This window comes from Agarivorans sp. D1326 (genome assembly GCF_056958115.1).
In genome coordinates, this window is the sequence record NZ_JBTWEN010000013.1 from 43,048 (window position 1) to 59,896 (window position 16,849).

Sequence of the window (16,849 nt, forward strand, 5' to 3'; positions counted from 1 at the left end):
TAAGTATGAAACCAGTTCCTATGACGGTGCGTGGCGAAACGCAATTACGTGAAGAGTTAGAGCATTTAAAAACAGTGGTTCGTCCAAAAATTATTGACGATATCGCGGTAGCTCGTGAGCATGGCGATCTTAAAGAAAACGCTGAATACCACGCAGCACGAGAGCAGCAAGGTTTTTGTGAAGGGCGTATTCAAGATATTGAAGGCAAGTTAAGTAACGTTCAAGTTATTGATGTGACCAAAATGACCAACAACGGTAAGGTGATTTTCGGTTGTACAGTTACCTTGTTAAACCTTGATACAGATAAAGAGGTTACCTACGGCATTGTTGGTGATGATGAAGCTGATATTAAGCAGAATCGTATTTCGGTTAATTCGCCTATTGCCCGTGGACTTATTGGCAAAAATGTAGAAGACGAAGTCACCGTGGTTACACCAGGTGGTGAAGTTGAGTACGAAATTGTAGCGGTTGAATATATTTAGATTCAGAATTTGTTAAAAAACGCAGCGTTATGCTGCGTTTTTTTATTGGAGAAGCACCTTGTTAGCAATAGATTACGCGAAGTATGAAGCCTTCATTTTTGATATGGATGGCACCTTGGTTGACTCAATGCCAGCGCACCTAGCAGCTTGGGAAGACGCTTTAAACAAGCAAGGTTTACCTGTTCACATTAATTTTGTAGCTGAGCGCGGTGGTATGCCAACACTCAAAATAGCAGAGCAATATCAGCAACACTATCAAGTAAATATCGATGGCCCAAAGCTATTAAACGACAAACGCGCGGGGTTTGACGCTTTGTGGCATAAGGTTGAGAGGATACCTGCAAGCTGTGAAGTACTGGTTGAATTCGCAACCAGCAAAAAGCTGGGCTTAGGCACTGGCGCTGAGCGCGTTAACATGGACCGTATTACCAATAACCTTAAGCTTACTGACTATTTTCAGGCTATGGTGTGTGCTGAAGACGTGGCGGCGCACAAACCGGAACCGGACACTTTCCTGCAAGTAGCGCAGCGTTTAAACGTTGAGCCAAAGCGCTGTTTAGTGTTTGAGGACACTCCTTTTGGTATTCAAGCAGCGCACAATGCGGGAATGGATTGTGTAGTTGTTAAAAATTTCCAATTGGCTGAGTTTTTACCTTTGGCTTAACCTTGGTTTAAACGTCTGCTAAAAAGTTATTTAGTTTAGTTATTCTGTTGGCTTATTTTAGATATGCAGATGATTAATTGTGTGCGAAGTTGATGTTTGTTATAGTATAAAAGTTCACCATGGATTGGTTGTTTATTAACTGATTTAGAGGTGGCTTAATGTCTATGCAAGTAAACTCCAATTCGATGTATGCTTATTCTCCCGCTGCTACATCGACCTCAACTGCTATATCTAGTACCTCAAATAAGCCAAGTTATGGCGATATTGTTGATAAAATCTCCGATGAATATGATCAATTATCCCCAGAAGAGCAACGTAATGCGCGGCTATATGTTGGTGGAGAAGTTGAGAGCTATCAGCAAAAGCAACAAGCCGAAATAGATGCTAAACGTAACACTGTTGTTGGTGTTTCAGCCGTTAATCATCAGCAAAACTTATTAGATATTTACTATACCAGCTCTACGGGTAACGAAACCAAAAGCAGTGAAAGCAATCCAGTAAGCTATAAAGCGTTAGAGAGCATTAACAGTAATTTAGAGCAGCAAAAGCAAGTTAATCAGCAATTAGCGATTGCTGAGTTTTATGCCAAGTATGGTGGTAGTTCTGGTTCAGACCCTCAGCCGGAGCCTTATCAGCCGGAGCCTTATCAGCCAGTCTCAATTGCAGTTTAGTTATAAAAAAAGCGGCTAAAGCCGCTTTTTTTATTTGCGTGGTAATTCAATCTTTTTATCTTCACTAGGGCGATAGATAATCAATATATGGCCAATCACCTGAACCTTCACCGCTGAAACTTTATCTGCAATGGTATCGGCAATAAGCTGCTTCATTTCACGATCGTCGGTAGCAATTTTTACCTTAATCAATTCATGATGAGCAATGGCGACTTCTATCTCTGCCAAAATTCCTTCGGTCAATCCATTTGAGCCAAGCATTACCACTGGCTTTAAGTTATGAGCCAAGGATTTCAGGTGCTGTTTTTGTTTGTTGGTTAGTTGCATGAAACTTTCTGCTTACTCGGGGTTGAAAAAAGCACATTCTAGCGCCATCTAATCACTAATACTATTTTATAATCATGATACCGTGCGGTTTTGTAACTATAGTGGAAACTATTTGTGACCAATAAAAAACATACTGCCAGCTCTAAACGCTGGTTAACTGAACATTTTGATGACCACTATGTGCAAAAAGCCCAAAAGCTTGGCTTGCGTTCAAGAGCGGTATTTAAAATTGAAGAGATTCAAAATAAAGATAAGTTACTAAAACCGGGCATGACCGTAGTTGACCTTGGTGCTGCGCCCGGTGGTTGGTCTCAATACTGCGTCGAGCAAGTCGGTTTAGACGGCCATGTAATAGCTTGTGACATTTTACCTATGGACCCAATCGCTGGCGTGGATTTTCTTTGTGGTGATTTTCGCGAAGAAGAAGTGCTAAACGCTTTGCTCGAACGAGTGGGTGAGAAGAAAGTGGATGTTGTGTTGTCAGACATGGCGCCCAACATGAGTGGCAACAATAATGTTGACCAATCACGTGCAATGTATTTAGTTGAACTAGCATTAGATATGTGTCGTGAAGTGCTTGCGCCAAAAGGCAGCTTCGCAGTAAAGGTATTCCAAGGCGAAGGCTTTGATCAATATCTTCAGCAAGTACGTTCTATGTTTACCAGTGTGAAAACTCGTAAGCCAGATTCCTCAAGGGCTCGCTCTCGAGAAGTCTATATAGTGGCTAGTGGCTTTAAACTATAGTACGCTAGATAATAATTCTTATTTAAAAATAACCGGTGAGGTTTTCGTCTTGAGTGACATGGCAAAAAATCTGATTCTGTGGCTGGTAATAGCTGTGGTTTTGATGTCTGTATTCCAAAGCTTTAGCCCTGATTCAAGCAGTGGTCGGCAAATGGACTATTCCACCTTTGTAAAGGAAGTGAATCAAGAACAGATCCGCGAAGTGCGTATTAGTGGGCAAGATGTTAAAGGCATCAAGCGTACTGGTGAGCAATTTAGCACTATTATTCCCTTGCACGATAAAGACCTACTTAATGATCTTATCAACCACAATGTAAAGGTATTGGGTGAGCAACCAGAAGAGCAGGGGCTATTAACCTCTATCTTCATTTCTTGGTTCCCGATGCTATTGCTAATCGGTGTATGGATATTCTTCATGCGTCAAATGCAAGGCGGTGGCGGTAAAGGCGCTATGTCTTTTGGTAAGAGTAAAGCGCGCTTAATGAGCGAAGACCAAATTAAAACCACTTTTGCTGACGTAGCAGGTTGTGATGAAGCCAAAGAAGAAGTGGGTGAGCTAGTCGATTACTTACGTGATCCAACTAAGTTCCAAAAGCTTGGTGGTAAAATTCCTACTGGCGTATTAATGGTAGGTCCTCCAGGTACCGGTAAAACCTTACTTGCTAAAGCTATCGCTGGTGAAGCAAAAGTACCTTTCTTTACCATTTCTGGCTCAGACTTCGTAGAAATGTTCGTCGGTGTTGGTGCTTCACGTGTTCGTGACATGTTTGAGCAAGCTAAAAAGTCTGCTCCGTGTATCATTTTTATCGATGAAATTGATGCAGTAGGTCGCCAACGGGGTGCCGGTTTAGGTGGTGGGCACGATGAGCGTGAACAAACACTAAACCAAATGCTAGTTGAAATGGATGGTTTTGAAGGCAATGAAGGTATTATTGTTATTGCTGCAACTAACCGCCCAGACGTATTGGACCCTGCGTTATTGCGCCCTGGTCGTTTCGACCGCCAAGTAACGGTTGGCTTGCCAGATATTCGAGGCCGTGAGCAGATTCTAAAAGTGCACATGCGTAAAGTGCCTTTAGGAGATGGTGTAGATGCCGCGGTAATTGCTCGTGGTACACCTGGCTTCTCTGGTGCAGATTTAGCAAACCTCGTTAACGAAGCTGCATTGTTTGCCGCTCGCGGTAGCAAGCGTACTGTTTCGATGGAAGAATTTGAAAAAGCTAAAGACAAGATCATGATGGGTGCTGAGCGTAAATCGATGGTTATGACTGAAGCCGAAAAAGAGATGACTGCTTATCACGAAGCAGGCCATGCAATTGTTGGTCGCTTAGTACCAGAGCATGATCCTGTATATAAAGTGAGTATTATTCCGCGTGGTCGAGCTTTAGGTGTAACAATGTACTTGCCTGAGCAAGACAGAGTGAGCCATAGCAAACAGCATTTAGAAAGCATGATCTCTAGCTTATACGGTGGGCGCTTAGCTGAGCGTATTATCTACGGTGATGAGAAAGTATCGACCGGTGCTAGCAATGATATTGAACGAGCAACTGAAATTGCCCGTAAGATGGTTACTCAATGGGGTCTTTCAGAGTCTATGGGACCGCTGCTTTATGCTGATGAAGAAGGTGAAGTATTCTTAGGACGAAGTGCTGCTAAAACCAAGCATATGTCTGATGATACCGCAAAGGCCATCGACTTAGAGATTCGCTCAGTCATCGATCGCAACTATCAACGCGCTGAATCTTTGTTGACCGAAAACATGGATATTCTTCATACCATGAAAGATGCGTTGATGAAGTATGAAACCATTGATGCTCGACAGATAGACGATTTAATGGAGCGAAAAACTCCTCGTCCACCGGCTGATTGGGATGACTCAGACAAGCCAACACCACCTGAATCTAATGACAAAGGTGATGAAGCTAAAGCTGACGACGCAAAAACTGATGCACCTGAACCACCTAAAACCATAGGTGAAGATCCTGCTCAGTAAGGCTTAAATTAAGTTGTTAGCCCTGTAAGTCGCTTACAGGGCTTTTTTGTAAGTAAAGAAAAATGACTATTGCATTCAATATTGGTCCTCATCAATTCAAACGCCCGGTGATTATGGGCATTCTCAATGTTACGCCTGATTCCTTTTCCGATGGCGGCTCTTATATTTCTCAAGAGCAGGCACTAGCACGTGTAGAGCAAATGCTTAAAGAAGGTGCTGATATAATTGATGTGGGCGGAGAGTCTACGCGACCAGGCGCTGCGGATGTTTCGTTAACCGAGGAATTAAAACGAACCGTTGGTGTGATTAAGGCTATTAAGCAGCGTTTTGATTGCTTGGTTTCGATAGATACCAATAAAGCTATAGTTATGCAGCAAGCCGTTGAAGCGGGCGCTGATATCATTAACGATGTTTGCGCCTTAACTAATCCAGGGGCGCTAGAAGTTGCGGCTGATTCAGGGGTGCCGGTGTGCATTATGCATATGCAAGGAAAACCTAGAAGTATGCAAGTTAACCCTCAATACGATAATGTCGTGAGCGAAGTAATTACTTACTTAAAGCAACGAGTTGAGAGCTGTGTAGCGGCAGGCATTGTTGAATCGAATATAATAGTTGACCCAGGTTTCGGTTTTGGTAAAACTCTTGACCACAATTTTCAGCTGCTTGCTCAATTAAATGAGTTTAAGCAGCTCGGCTTGCCGATTTTGGCAGGCGTCTCCCGCAAGAGCATGTTCGGTAAGCTGCTGGGTAAATCTCCAGATAGCTTAATGGCAGCAAGTGTAGCTGGTGCTGTATTAGCTGCTCAACAGGGAGCACACATATTTCGTGTACATGACGTTCAAGAAACGGCTGATGCACTAAACGTTTATTCAAAAGTACAGATGAGTAAGTAATGACAAGACGATATTTTGGCACGGATGGTGTTCGCGGTAAGGTGGGTGAGTACCCAATTACCCCTGAATTCGCTTTAAAACTAGGATGGGCAGCCGGTAAGGTCTTGTCGAGCACGGGAACACGTAAGGTACTAATCGGTAAAGATACACGAATCTCTGGCTATATGCTGGAATCAGCCCTAGAAGCAGGCCTTTCCGCCGCGGGTGTTCAAGCAAGCTTTGTAGGCCCTATGCCTACACCAGCAGTTGCCTACCTAACTCGTACTTTTAGGGCAGAAGCGGGCATTGTGATTAGTGCTTCTCATAACCCATACTACGACAATGGCATTAAGTTTTTCTCAGCTAATGGCACTAAGTTACCCGATGAAGTGGAATTAGCGATTGAAGCTGAGTTGGATAATCCAATGACCTGTGTAGATTCGGCTGCGTTAGGTAAAGCTCGCCGTATTGAAGATGCAGCGGGCCGCTATATTGAGTTCTGTAAAAGTACTTTTCCGAATAAATACAACTTATCGGGCCTTAAGATTGTAGTGGATTGTGCACACGGTGCCACTTACCACATTGCACCAAAAGTATTTAGCGAGTTAGGTGCAGAAGTAGTTGCTATTGGTAACCAGCCTGACGGTCTAAATATCAATGAGAAATGTGGTGCTACCGATACCGGCTTATTAGCTGAAAAAGTTTTAGAGCACAAAGCAGATCTTGGTATCGCGCTCGATGGTGATGGTGATCGTGTCATGATGATCGATCAACATGGTGTACAAGTTGATGGTGACGAGATTCTCTATATTTTGGCCAAAGACGCTAAGTTAAGTAATCACTTAAGTGGTGGTGTTGTTGGCACATTAATGAGTAATTTGGCTCTAGAGCAAGCCTTTGCCGAAATGGATATTCCATTTAGCCGAGCTAAAGTTGGTGACCGCTACGTTATGGAGCAATTATCTGAGCGCGGCTGGACTTATGGCGGCGAAAACTCTGGTCACATTATTTGCTTGGGTCATACCACAACAGGTGATGGTATCGTTGCAGCACTGCAGGTTCTAGCTGCTATGTTGGCACAAAAACAGAGTTTGCGAGGTTTACTAAGTGACTTAACGCTTTATCCTCAATTACTGGTCAATGTGCGCTTTAAAGGTGATAGCGATCCATTAAGCAGTGACTTAGTGAAAAAAGCTCAAGCTAAAGCCGAGAATCAACTAGGTGACTCTGGCCGCGTATTGCTACGTAAATCAGGTACAGAGCCATTACTGCGCGTAATGGTTGAAGGGGCAGATTCTGCTCTAGTAGAACAATGCGCTAACGATATCGCTGATGCTGTAAGAGCTGCTTGCAACTAAAGCGAACAATAATTAAACGGTTGAACACAGAGTAGAAGTTTTTTGAGCTTGGCGCTTGTATTAGTAGCAGAGGTTCGCTAATATTCGCCCGCTTTGGTGACTTGTGTTTCACTAAATGACGGTCGGAATGAAGACCGACCCACACTTAGGTGAAAGAGAATGTACGAAATTTTATTAGTAGTTTATTTAGTTGTTGCACTGGCTTTGATTGGTCTAGTGTTAATTCAGCAAGGCAAGGGTGCTGATATGGGCGCATCTTTTGGCTCTGGCGCATCTAACACAGTATTTGGTTCTTCTGGTTCAAGTAACTTCTTAACTAGAGCAACCGCTATTTGTGCAACGTTGTTTATTGTAATCAGCTTGGTGTTAGGTAACCTTTCAGCCAAACAAACCCAACAAGTTGATGAATGGAGCGATTTGTCTCAGCCTGCTGCTGAACAAGTGCTTCAAGATGCTGATGTACCAGCATCACCAGCAAACCCTGGTAGCGACGTACCAAACTAATTTTAGCCGAGGTGGTGGAATTGGTAGACACGCTATCTTGAGGGGGTAGTGTCCTATGGACGTGCGGGTTCAAGTCCCGCTCTCGGCACCAATAGTTATTTTTGCATCCTGTCAGAGTGATTGATATAATCCTCGGCAATCGGACGCGGGATGGAGCAGTCTGGTAGCTCGTCGGGCTCATAACCCGAAGGTCGTCGGTTCAAATCCGGCTCCCGCAACCAACTATCAAATACTTAGGTAGTGATAGTGTTAAAGGCTCAGAAATTTTAAAGCCCCGCTTCATCGGGGCTTTTTGTTATTTTCTCGCCGCACCTTAGGTGCTAGAACTGGGCTTTACGCCCTTTTTTTGTTTCTGGAGGGGAACCTTGGCAACTGTAGAACAACGATTAACTGACATGCTTACTCCAGCGGTTGAAGCGCTGGGTTTTGAGCTTTTAGGTATCGAATATGTTAGTGCTGGCAAGCACTCTATCGTGCGTTTGTTTATTGACCACGAAAACGGCATTAATGTCGACAATTGCGCCGACGTAAGTCGACAAGCTAGCGCTATTTTGGATGTTGAAGATCCAATTAGCACTGAATACAACCTTGAGGTGTCATCTCCTGGTTTAGAACGCCCTCTTTTTAAAGCGGAACACTATCAACGTTTTATTGGTGAGATTGCTTTTCTACAGGTACGTATGCCTGTAAACAATCGCCGTAAATGGCAGGGTGAAATTATTGCTGTTGAAGACGACACTGTCGTTTTAGCAGTAGACAAAGAACAACATCGGATCGCGCTAGGTAATGTACAAAAAGCGCATCTGGTTCCCCAGTTTGACTAAAGAGGGTCAGGAATGAACAAAGAAGTCTTGTTGGTTGTTGATGCGGTATCGAACGAAAAAGCTCTACCGCGTGAAAAAATCTTTGAAGCTATGGAAATTGCTTTAGCAACGGCAACCAAGAAAAAGTATGAAGGCGATATTGAAGTTCGCGTTGATATCGATCGTAAAGACGGTAGTTTTGATACCTTCCGTCGCTGGATGGTTGTCGAAAATCAAGAAGCGATTGAAAATCCATACCGTGAAATTACTTTAGAAGCAGCCCAATACGAAGAGCCAGAAATTGAACTTGGTGATTATGTTGAAGAGCAAATTGAATCTGTAGTGTTTGACCGCATTACTACGCAAACTGCTAAGCAAGTTATCGTACAGAAAGTACGTGAAGCAGAGCGCGCTCAAGTTGTTGAACAATATTTTGACCAAGTGAATGAATTGGTAACAGGTGTTGTTAAAAAGGTAAGCCGTGAAAATATCATCGTTGACCTAGGTAACAATGCTGAAGCAGTTATTCACCGCGAAGAATCTCTTCCTCGTGAAGCTTTCCGCCCGGGTGACCGTGTTCGTGGTTTGCTGTACGAAGTGAAACCAGAAGCTCGTGGTGCTCAATTGTTTATGAGCCGTACTCGCCCAGAAATGCTGATCGAGTTGTTCCGAATCGAAGTGCCAGAAATTGCTGAAGAGATGATTGATCTTAAAGCTGCTGCTCGCGATCCAGGTTCACGTGCGAAAATTGCTGTGAAAAGTAATGACCGCCGCATCGATCCGGTTGGTGCTTGTGTTGGTATGCGCGGCGCGCGTGTTCAAGCCGTTTCAGGTGAACTTGATAACGAGCGTGTAGATATTGTGTTGTGGGACGATAACCCAGCTCAATTCGCGATTAACGCCATGGCTCCAGCTGAAGTTGCTTCAATCATCGTAGACGAAGATAGCCACTCAATGGATATCGCTGTTGAAGCTGACAACCTTGCCCAAGCTATTGGTCGTAATGGTCAAAACGTACGTCTAGCGTCTCAACTTACTGGTTGGGAACTAAATGTAATGACTGTTGAAGATGCAAACAATAAACACCAAGCTGAAGCTCAAAAAGCTATCGATACGTTTGTTCAATACCTAGATATTGATGAAGAGTTCTCAACCGTTCTTGCTGAAGAAGGTTTCACTTCTTTAGAAGAAATTGCTTACGTACCAGTAAGCGAACTACTCAGCATTGACGGCCTAGATGAAGATATCGTTAACGAGTTGCGTGAGCGTGCTAAAGCGGCACTAGTCACCGAAGCTCTAGCTAAAGAAGAGTCTTTAGATAACGCCGAGCCAAGTGAAGAGCTACTTGCTCTTGAAGGTATGGAACGTCACCTAGCGTTCGTACTGGCAAGTAAAGGCGTGATTAGCTTAGAAGATCTTGCAGAGCAAGGTATAGACGAGCTAGAAGATATTGAAGAGTTGTCGGAAGAGAAAGCCGGCGAACTGATTATGGCCGCCAGACAGATTTGCTGGTTTGGCGACGAAGAATAAGGTCGACGGAGGACAATAGCCCGATGACAGAAGTTTCAATTAAACAACTCGCGACCGACGTGGGAACAAACGAAGATAAATTAATTCAGCAATTTGCAGATGCTGGTATTAAAAAGTCTTTAACCGACAATGTTACTCAAGAAGAGAAAACTAAGCTTCTTGAGCATCTAAAATTACAGCATGGTGAAGAAAGCTCGCCAAGCCGCATGACTTTAAAGCGTACAACCAAGAGCACCCTAAGTGTGTCTGGTACTGGCGGTAAGTCTCGCGCAGTTCAAGTAGAAGTGCGTAAAAAGAAAACTTATGTTAAACGCAGCGCTGTAGAAGAACAAGCGAAGCAAGAAGCTGAAGAAAAAGCACGCCTAGAAGCAGAAGAAGCTGCACGTGTTGAAGCTGAAGCCGCTGCGAAGAAAGCCGCTGAAGATAAAGCTAAGCGTGAAGCAGAAGAGAAAGTTAAGCGCGAAGAAAAAGCGGCAGCTGCTGCAGCCGCTGCGGCTAAAGCTAAAGAAGCTGAAAAACAGTCTGACGCAGAGAAATCTCCTGAGCAATTAGCTGCAGAGAAAGAAGCTGCCGATATCTTGCGTAAGCAAGAAGAAGCTGCAATTGCTAAAGCTGAGGCCGAAGCTGAGAAAAAAGCAGAAGAAGCTAAGAAGCTAGCAGAAGAAAATGCCGCGCGTTGGGCCGAAGAAGAAAAAGCCCGTAAAAAGCGTGAAGAATCTGCCGATTACCACACAACTACATCTACTTATGCTCGTGCTGCAGAAGATGAGCAAGAGCAAAAAGCTGAAGCTCCTCGCCGCAAGAAGCGTAAAGCTAAGCAAAACGACGATAACAATAACAATCGTCGTGGTGGCCGCAAAGGTAATAAGCGTCAAGTTGCTACTCCAACTACTATGCAGCATGGCTTCAACAAGCCTGCGCAACCGGTTGAACGTGAAGTACGCATTGGCGAAACCATTTCAGTTGGTGAATTAGCTAGCAAAATGGCAATCAAAGCCACTGAAGTGATTAAAGCCATGATGAAGATGGGCGCAATGGCGACCATTAACCAAGTTATCGACCAAGAAACTGCAACGTTGGTTGCTGAAGAGCTTGGCCATAAGGTGGTTCTAGTTAAAGAAAACGCGCTTGAAGAACAAGTAATGCAAGAAGCGGAATCAACCGGTGAGCAAACAACTCGTGCACCAGTTGTAACTATTATGGGTCACGTTGACCATGGTAAAACCTCGCTACTAGATTACATTCGTCGCGCTAAAGTTGCTGATGGTGAAGCTGGCGGTATTACCCAGCACATTGGTGCTTACCATGTTGAAACTAACGACAACATGATCACTTTCTTAGATACTCCAGGACACGCTGCGTTTACCTCTATGCGTGCTCGTGGTGCTAAAGCAACCGATATTGTTGTATTGGTAGTGGCTGCTGATGATGGTGTAATGCCACAAACTATTGAAGCGATTCAGCACGCCCGTGCTGCTGAAGTGCCATTAGTTGTAGCGGTAAACAAAATCGATAAAGAAGCCGCCGACCCAGATCGCGTTAAAACTGAACTATCGCAACACGATGTTATTCCAGAAGACTGGGGCGGCGACGTGCAATTTGTTCACGTATCAGCGAAAAGCGGTGAAGGTATTGATGACTTATTAGAAGCGATTGTGCTTCAGTCTGATGTACTAGAGCTTACTGCTAGCCATGTTGGCGCAGCATCGGGTGTGGTAATTGAATCTCGTCTTGATAAAGGTCGCGGTCCAATTGCATCTATCTTGGTACAACACGGTCAGTTAGAAAAAGGCGACATCATTCTTTGTGGTCTTGAATACGGTCGTATTCGTGCCATGAAGGACGAAAACGGTAAAGACATCGAAACTGCCGGTCCTTCAATCCCTGTTGAGATTCTAGGTCTATCAGGTGTGCCACAAGCTGGTGACGAAGCTACTGTTGTTCGTGATGAGAAGAAAGCTCGTGAAGTTGCACTTTACCGTCAGGGTAAATTCCGTGATGTTAAATTAGCGCGTCAGCAAAAATCTAAACTTGAAAACATGTTTGCCAACATGGAAGAAGGTGAAGTTCAAGAGCTTAACATTGTACTTAAATCTGATGTACAAGGTTCACTTGAAGCGATTGCTGATTCTCTGTCTAAGCTTTCAACTGACGAAGTTAAAGTTAACATTATCGGCCGTGGTGTTGGTGGTATTACCGAAACTGATGCAACACTAGCTGCTGCGTCTAACGCTATCGTACTTGGCTTTAACGTTCGTGCCGACGCCACTGCGCGCCGTATCATCGAAACCGAAAGCGTAGACTTACACTACTACAGCGTAATCTATGACTTAATCGATGAAGTTAAGAGTGCAATGACCGGCTTGCTTGCTCCAGAATTTAAACAACAAATTATGGGCTTAGCTGAAGTTCGTGACGTATTTAAGTCACCTAAGCTTGGTGCTATTGCAGGTTGTATGGTACTTGAAGGTCAGGTTAAGCGTTCTAACCCAATTCGTGTTTTACGTGAAAACGTGGTTATTTATGAAGGTGAGCTAGAGTCACTTCGCCGCTTTAAAGATGACGTAAACGAAGTACGTAACGGTATGGAATGTGGTATCGGCGTTAAGAACTATAATGACGTTCGTGCTGGTGACCAAATCGAAGTATTTGAGATTGTTGAAGTTAAGCGTAGCTTGTAAGCTCGCCACTTAATTAATCTCTAAGATGGGGGCTTGCGCCCCCATTTGTGTTTTCAATACTCCCTTGGGAGTGGTATCAGGAGAAATGTGATGCCTAGAGAGTTTAGCCGCCCAGATCGGGTAGCCCAACAAATTCAAAAAGAAGTTGCGATGATTTTGCAACGAGAAGTACGAGACTCACGTTTGAGCTTAGTGACAGTATCTGCTGTTGAAGTAACCCGTGACCTTGCTTACGCTAAAGTGTTTGTGACCTTTTTAGACGATAGTGAAGAAGCGGTGAAAGCTAGCTTAGAAGCCCTAGAAGAGCACGTAGGTTATGTTCGTCACTTGTTAGCTAAAGCAATGCGCTTGCGTGCTGTACCAGAATTACGCTTTCAGTATGATGGCTCACTACGTGAAGGTTTGCGTATGACTGAACTGGCGACTAAAGCAGTTAAAGATGACCAACAAAAAGCTGAAGCATCAGGTCGTAGCTTGGGCAATGGTGAAGAGCAAGAGGGTGAGTAATGGGACAAGGACGCAGAAAAAAGGGTAGAGCTATTGACGGTATCCTTCTGCTGAATAAACCTACTGGTGTTTCTTCAAACGGAATTTTGCAACGAGTTAAGCGAATTTATTTTGCTCAAAAAGCCGGACATACCGGGGCTCTAGATCCGCTTGCCACTGGTATGCTGCCAATTTGCTTAGGGGAAGCCACTAAGTTTTCACAGTTTTTGCTAGATTCCGATAAACGTTATCAGGTTACTGCTCAACTCGGTGTTCGAACTAATACCTCTGATTCCGATGGGGAAGTGGTTGAACAGCGTGATGTGAATGTTAATCAAGCCGAGATTGAAGCTGCATTAGCATCATTTCGTGGTGCGATAAATCAAGTACCTTCTATGTTCTCCGCGCTAAAGCATAACGGCAAGCCTTTGTATTCTTACGCCCGTGAAGGCATTACGATTGAACGTGAAGCGCGGCCAATTACCGTTTACGAGAATAACTTTATTTCACTTGATGGCGATATGCTGACCTTAGATGTTCATTGCAGCAAAGGTACTTATATTCGCACCATTATTGATGATCTAGGTGAAATGCTAGGTTGTGGAGCGCATGTAGTTAAATTGCATCGCTCGCAGGTAGCGACTTACCCAAGCGAACGAATGGTGACACCAGAACAATTAGAGGCGTTATTAGAACAAGCTAACGAGCAAGATATTGCTCCTAAAGAGTTGCTTGACCCTTTATTGTTGCCAATGGATTCAGCTGTCGCTCATTTGGCAGAAGTGAATATTCCAGAGGCATTAGGTGGATATTTAATGCAAGGCCAAGCGATGCAAGTCGCTGGCGCACCGTTAAATGATGTGTTCAGATTAACCATTGGTGAGCAGCATCGTTTTGTTGGCATTGGTCAATTAAACGATGATGGTTTAGTGGCACCTAAACGCTTGATTCAAAATAGCGATAGTTAGGCGAGTTGCTTGCAACTCATTAGGGCGCACTATATAATGCGCGTCCTTCTTCGCTGAGTTAGTGATTGGCGGAGAGTAAATTTACATTTTTAGGAGTTAGTATGTCACTAAGTAGCACTGAAAAAGCAGCAATCGTTGCAGAATACGCACGTGAAGCAGGAGACACTGGTTCTTCTGAAGTTCAAGTTGCTTTGTTAACTGCACAGATCAACCACTTGCAAGGTCACTTCAAGAAGCACATCCACGATCACCACAGCCGTCGTGGTCTACTACGCATGGTTAGCCAGCGTCGTAAATTGCTTGACTACTTGAAGCGTAAAAACCAAGCGAGCTACGCTGAATTGATCGCTAAATTGGGCCTACGTCGTTAATTTTAACGTCGCCAAGAAAGAATACCGAAAGGGAGCCGAATGGCTCCCTTTTTTGTTGCTTAAATAAAAGTCACAAAGTGGTGTGATAACAGTGGTTTTAGTAAGGATAAAGTTATCTTTTGACAAGCCATTGCTTTATACTTTAGCGCGAATTGAAAAGAGAACATAAATTAAAGGAAATTCACGTGAATCCTATCGTAAAAACGTTTAAATACGGTGAGAATACAGTCACCATTGAAACTGGCGCTATCGCTCGTCAAGCTACAGCTGCCGTAATGGTTACTATGGACGATACAACAGTATTTGTATCAGTAGTGGGTAAAAAAACTGCTACACCTGGCCAAGATTTCTTCCCGTTGACTGTGAACTACCAAGAACGTACTTACGCAGCAGGTAAAATTCCTGGTGGTTTCTTCAAGCGCGAAGGTCGTCCTTCGGAAGAAGAAACGTTAATCGCACGTTTGATTGACCGTCCAATCCGTCCATTGTTCCCAGATGGCTTCGTAAACGAAGTACAAGTTGTGGCAACAGTGGTTTCTGTAAATCCACAAGTTCAGCCAGACATCGTGGCGTTAATCGGTACTTCTGCGGCGCTAAGCCTTTCAGGTATTCCATTTAACGGCCCAATCGGTGCTGCTCGTGTTGGTTACATCGATGGTAACTACATCCTTAACCCAACCACTGAAGAGCTACCAGAAAGCAAGCTAGACCTTGTTGTAGCAGGTACCGAAAGTGCCGTTCTTATGGTTGAGTCAGAAGCAGAATTACTTTCAGAAGAAGTAATGCTTGGTGCGGTTGTTTATGGTCATGAGCAATCAAATGCGGTAATTACTGCCATTAACGAACTGTGTGAAGAAGCTGCTAAACCAGCTTGGGAATGGGAAGCGCCAGAAGTTAACGTTGCACTTAAAGATAAAGTAGCAGCATTAGCAGAAGCTAAGTTAACTGAAGCTTACCAAATTACCGACAAAGCAGAGCGTTACGCTGAAGTTGGCGAAATCAAAAAAGCGGTTGTTGAAGCATTAACTGCTGAAGACGAAGCGCTAGACAGCCAAGAAATTGGTGACGAGTTAGGTAAGTTAGAGAAAAATGTAGTTCGTTCACGCATTATCGCTGGTGAGCCACGTATCGATGGTCGCGAACCAGATATGATTCGTGCGCTAGACGTAATGACTGGCGTATTACCACGTACTCACGGTAGCTCTGTATTCACCCGTGGTGAAACTCAGGCTCTTGTAACATGTACACTAGGTACAGAACGTGATGCTCAGATGATTGACTCGCTAGCTGGCTTGCAAACATCTCGCTTCATGCTTCACTACAACTTCCCTCCATACTGTGTTGGCGAAACGGGCTTCATCGGTTCACCTAAGCGTCGTGAAATTGGCCACGGTCGTTTGGCTAAGCGTGGTGTTGCTGCGGTAATGCCAAGTGCTGAAGACTTCCCATACACTGTACGTGTAGTATCTGAAATCACTGAATCAAACGGTTCTAGCTCAATGGCTTCTGTTTGTGGTAGCTCACTAGCACTTATGGATGCGGGTGTACCAATTAAAGCTTCTGTTGCGGGTATCGCAATGGGTCTAGTGAAAGAAGGCGACAAGTTCGTTGTTCTTTCTGACATCTTAGGTGATGAAGATCACTTAGGTGACATGGACTTTAAAGTGGCTGGTTCTTCTGAAGGTATCTCTGCACTGCAGATGGATATTAAGATTGAAGGTATCACTAAAGAAATTATGGAAATTGCCCTACGCCAAGCGCAAGGTGCACGTTTACATATTCTAGGCGTTATGGACCAAGCTATCGGTACTTCTCGTGAAGAGATTTCTGAGTTTGCTCCACGTATCCACACGCTTAAGATCAACCCAGAGAAGATCAAAGACGTAATTGGTAAAGGTGGTGCAACTATTCGTGCACTTACTGATGAAACTGGCACTACTATCGAAATCGAAGATGACGGTACAGTGAAAGTTGCAGCAACTGATAACGCGCAAGCTCAAGAAGCGATTAAGCGTATTGAGCAGCTAACTGCTGAAGTTGAAGCTGGTCAATTCTACGAAGGTAAAGTTGTTCGCCTTGCAGACTTCGGTGCATTTGTTGAAATCTTGCCAGGTAAAGATGGCCTAGTACACATTTCGCAAATCTCTCAAGAGCGTGTTGCTAATGTTTCTGACCACCTAACTGTTGGCGACATCGTGAAAGTTAAAGTACTAGAAGTAGACCGCCAAGGTCGTGTACGTCTAAGTATTAAAGAAGCGGCTGCGCCTAGCGAAGCACCAGCAGAAAAGCCTGCTGAATAAACGTTTCAATAAATAGCTAAGCCGGCCTTGTGCCGGCTTTTTTGTTTTTGTTATTGAGTTGGGGGGCTTGTTGGGGGCTTTAGTCAGGCAGCTTT

16 protein-coding genes and 2 tRNA genes are annotated in these 16,849 nt (G+C 44.1%); 17 read left to right on the forward strand and 1 reads right to left on the reverse strand.

Annotated features, from left to right (window positions below; all coding sequences use genetic code 11):
* Positions 1–5: 5 nt before the first annotated feature.
* From greA to ACYFDN_RS19450, 3 genes are all read left to right on the forward strand, one after another.
* Entirely contained in the window at positions 6–482 is a 477-nt protein-coding gene (gene greA / locus ACYFDN_RS19440; protein WP_040307331.1) for a transcription elongation factor GreA, read from the forward strand.
* Positions 483–540: 58 nt separating this feature from the next.
* Positions 541–1,146 carry an HAD family hydrolase gene (locus tag ACYFDN_RS19445; protein ID WP_483512402.1) on the forward strand — a complete coding sequence of 202 codons (606 nt, stop codon included), beginning with the start codon at positions 541–543 and terminating at the stop codon, positions 1,144–1,146.
* Positions 1,147–1,304: 158 nt separating this feature from the next.
* On the forward strand, positions 1,305–1,817 hold the full coding sequence (locus ACYFDN_RS19450; RefSeq protein WP_483512403.1) for a hypothetical protein: 513 nt from the start codon (positions 1,305–1,307) through the stop codon (positions 1,815–1,817).
* A gap of 30 nt (positions 1,818–1,847) precedes the next feature.
* Here the strand turns inward: ACYFDN_RS19450 and yhbY are convergent, their stop codons facing one another.
* Positions 1,848–2,144, reverse strand: coding sequence for a ribosome assembly RNA-binding protein YhbY (gene yhbY / locus ACYFDN_RS19455; RefSeq protein WP_163132304.1), 297 nt, complete (start codon positions 2,142–2,144; stop codon positions 1,848–1,850).
* Positions 2,145–2,258: 114 nt separating this feature from the next.
* Between yhbY and rlmE the strand changes: the two genes are divergently transcribed.
* The 14 genes from rlmE (at position 2,259) to pnp (ending at position 16,754) form a co-directional block, all read left to right on the forward strand.
* Positions 2,259–2,888, forward strand: coding sequence for a 23S rRNA (uridine(2552)-2'-O)-methyltransferase RlmE (rlmE, locus tag ACYFDN_RS19460; protein WP_016402382.1), 630 nt, complete (start codon positions 2,259–2,261; stop codon positions 2,886–2,888).
* Between the two features lie 49 nt (positions 2,889–2,937).
* Positions 2,938–4,881: an ATP-dependent zinc metalloprotease FtsH gene (gene ftsH / locus ACYFDN_RS19465; RefSeq protein WP_152779749.1), complete on the forward strand. Its 1,944-nt coding sequence runs from the start codon at positions 2,938–2,940 to the stop codon at positions 4,879–4,881.
* Positions 4,882–4,943: 62 nt separating this feature from the next.
* Complete coding sequence (gene folP / locus ACYFDN_RS19470; protein WP_483512404.1) at positions 4,944–5,774, forward strand: dihydropteroate synthase; 831 nt, start codon at positions 4,944–4,946, stop codon at positions 5,772–5,774.
* Positions 5,774–7,111 (forward strand): phosphoglucosamine mutase, encoded by a 1,338-nt coding sequence (glmM, locus tag ACYFDN_RS19475; protein WP_040307319.1) that lies wholly within the window; start codon positions 5,774–5,776, stop codon positions 7,109–7,111. The genes folP and glmM overlap by 1 nt, the downstream gene beginning before the upstream one ends.
* 159 nt (positions 7,112–7,270) lie before the next feature.
* A complete protein-coding gene (gene secG / locus ACYFDN_RS19480; RefSeq protein WP_016402378.1) occupies positions 7,271–7,615 on the forward strand; it encodes a preprotein translocase subunit SecG in 345 nt (114 codons plus the stop codon).
* Between the two features lie 5 nt (positions 7,616–7,620).
* Positions 7,621–7,706 (forward strand) — tRNA-Leu (locus tag ACYFDN_RS19485).
* 53 nt (positions 7,707–7,759) lie between these two features.
* Positions 7,760–7,836, forward strand: a tRNA-Met gene (locus tag ACYFDN_RS19490).
* A 144-nt stretch (positions 7,837–7,980) separates the two neighbouring features.
* Positions 7,981–8,439, forward strand: a complete 459-nt coding sequence (gene rimP / locus ACYFDN_RS19495; protein WP_016402377.1) for a ribosome maturation factor RimP — start codon at positions 7,981–7,983, stop codon at positions 8,437–8,439.
* Positions 8,440–8,451: 12 nt separating this feature from the next.
* Positions 8,452–9,948: a transcription termination factor NusA gene (nusA, locus tag ACYFDN_RS19500; protein ID WP_406609183.1), complete on the forward strand. Its 1,497-nt coding sequence runs from the start codon at positions 8,452–8,454 to the stop codon at positions 9,946–9,948.
* A 23-nt stretch (positions 9,949–9,971) separates the two neighbouring features.
* Positions 9,972–12,629: a translation initiation factor IF-2 gene (gene infB, locus ACYFDN_RS19505; protein ID WP_016402375.1), complete on the forward strand. Its 2,658-nt coding sequence runs from the start codon at positions 9,972–9,974 to the stop codon at positions 12,627–12,629.
* Between the two features lie 90 nt (positions 12,630–12,719).
* Complete coding sequence (gene rbfA, locus ACYFDN_RS19510; RefSeq protein WP_338621896.1) at positions 12,720–13,136, forward strand: 30S ribosome-binding factor RbfA; 417 nt, start codon at positions 12,720–12,722, stop codon at positions 13,134–13,136.
* Entirely contained in the window at positions 13,136–14,083 is a 948-nt protein-coding gene (gene truB, locus ACYFDN_RS19515; RefSeq protein ID WP_483512405.1) for a tRNA pseudouridine(55) synthase TruB, read from the forward strand. Before rbfA ends, truB begins: the two co-directional genes overlap by 1 nt.
* A gap of 101 nt (positions 14,084–14,184) precedes the next feature.
* Positions 14,185–14,454 (forward strand): 30S ribosomal protein S15, encoded by a 270-nt coding sequence (rpsO, locus tag ACYFDN_RS19520; RefSeq protein ID WP_016402372.1) that lies wholly within the window; start codon positions 14,185–14,187, stop codon positions 14,452–14,454.
* Between the two features lie 185 nt (positions 14,455–14,639).
* Positions 14,640–16,754, forward strand: coding sequence for a polyribonucleotide nucleotidyltransferase (gene pnp, locus ACYFDN_RS19525; protein WP_016402371.1), 2,115 nt, complete (start codon positions 14,640–14,642; stop codon positions 16,752–16,754).
* The last annotated feature ends 95 nt before the right edge of the window (positions 16,755–16,849 follow it).

What these genes read in the sequence shown, in the direction of transcription:
- ACYFDN_RS19450 (WP_483512403.1), top strand. Translation starts at nt 1,305, where the DNA reads ATGTCTATGCAAGTAAACTCCAATTCGATGTATGCTTATTCTCCCGCT.
- glmM (WP_040307319.1), top strand. Translation starts at nt 5,774, where the DNA reads ATGACAAGACGATATTTTGGCACGGATGGTGTTCGCGGTAAGGTGGGT.
- truB (WP_483512405.1), top strand. Translation starts at nt 13,136, where the DNA reads ATGGGACAAGGACGCAGAAAAAAGGGTAGAGCTATTGACGGTATCCTT.
- rbfA (WP_338621896.1), top strand. Translation starts at nt 12,720, where the DNA reads ATGCCTAGAGAGTTTAGCCGCCCAGATCGGGTAGCCCAACAAATTCAA.
- greA (WP_040307331.1), top strand. Translation starts at nt 6, where the DNA reads ATGAAACCAGTTCCTATGACGGTGCGTGGCGAAACGCAATTACGTGAA.
- nusA (WP_406609183.1), top strand. Translation starts at nt 8,452, where the DNA reads ATGAACAAAGAAGTCTTGTTGGTTGTTGATGCGGTATCGAACGAAAAA.
- folP (WP_483512404.1), top strand. Translation starts at nt 4,944, where the DNA reads ATGACTATTGCATTCAATATTGGTCCTCATCAATTCAAACGCCCGGTG.
- yhbY (WP_163132304.1), bottom strand. Translation starts at nt 2,144, where the DNA reads ATGCAACTAACCAACAAACAAAAACAGCACCTGAAATCCTTGGCTCAT.
- rpsO (WP_016402372.1), top strand. Translation starts at nt 14,185, where the DNA reads ATGTCACTAAGTAGCACTGAAAAAGCAGCAATCGTTGCAGAATACGCA.
- infB (WP_016402375.1), top strand. Translation starts at nt 9,972, where the DNA reads ATGACAGAAGTTTCAATTAAACAACTCGCGACCGACGTGGGAACAAAC.
- secG (WP_016402378.1), top strand. Translation starts at nt 7,271, where the DNA reads ATGTACGAAATTTTATTAGTAGTTTATTTAGTTGTTGCACTGGCTTTG.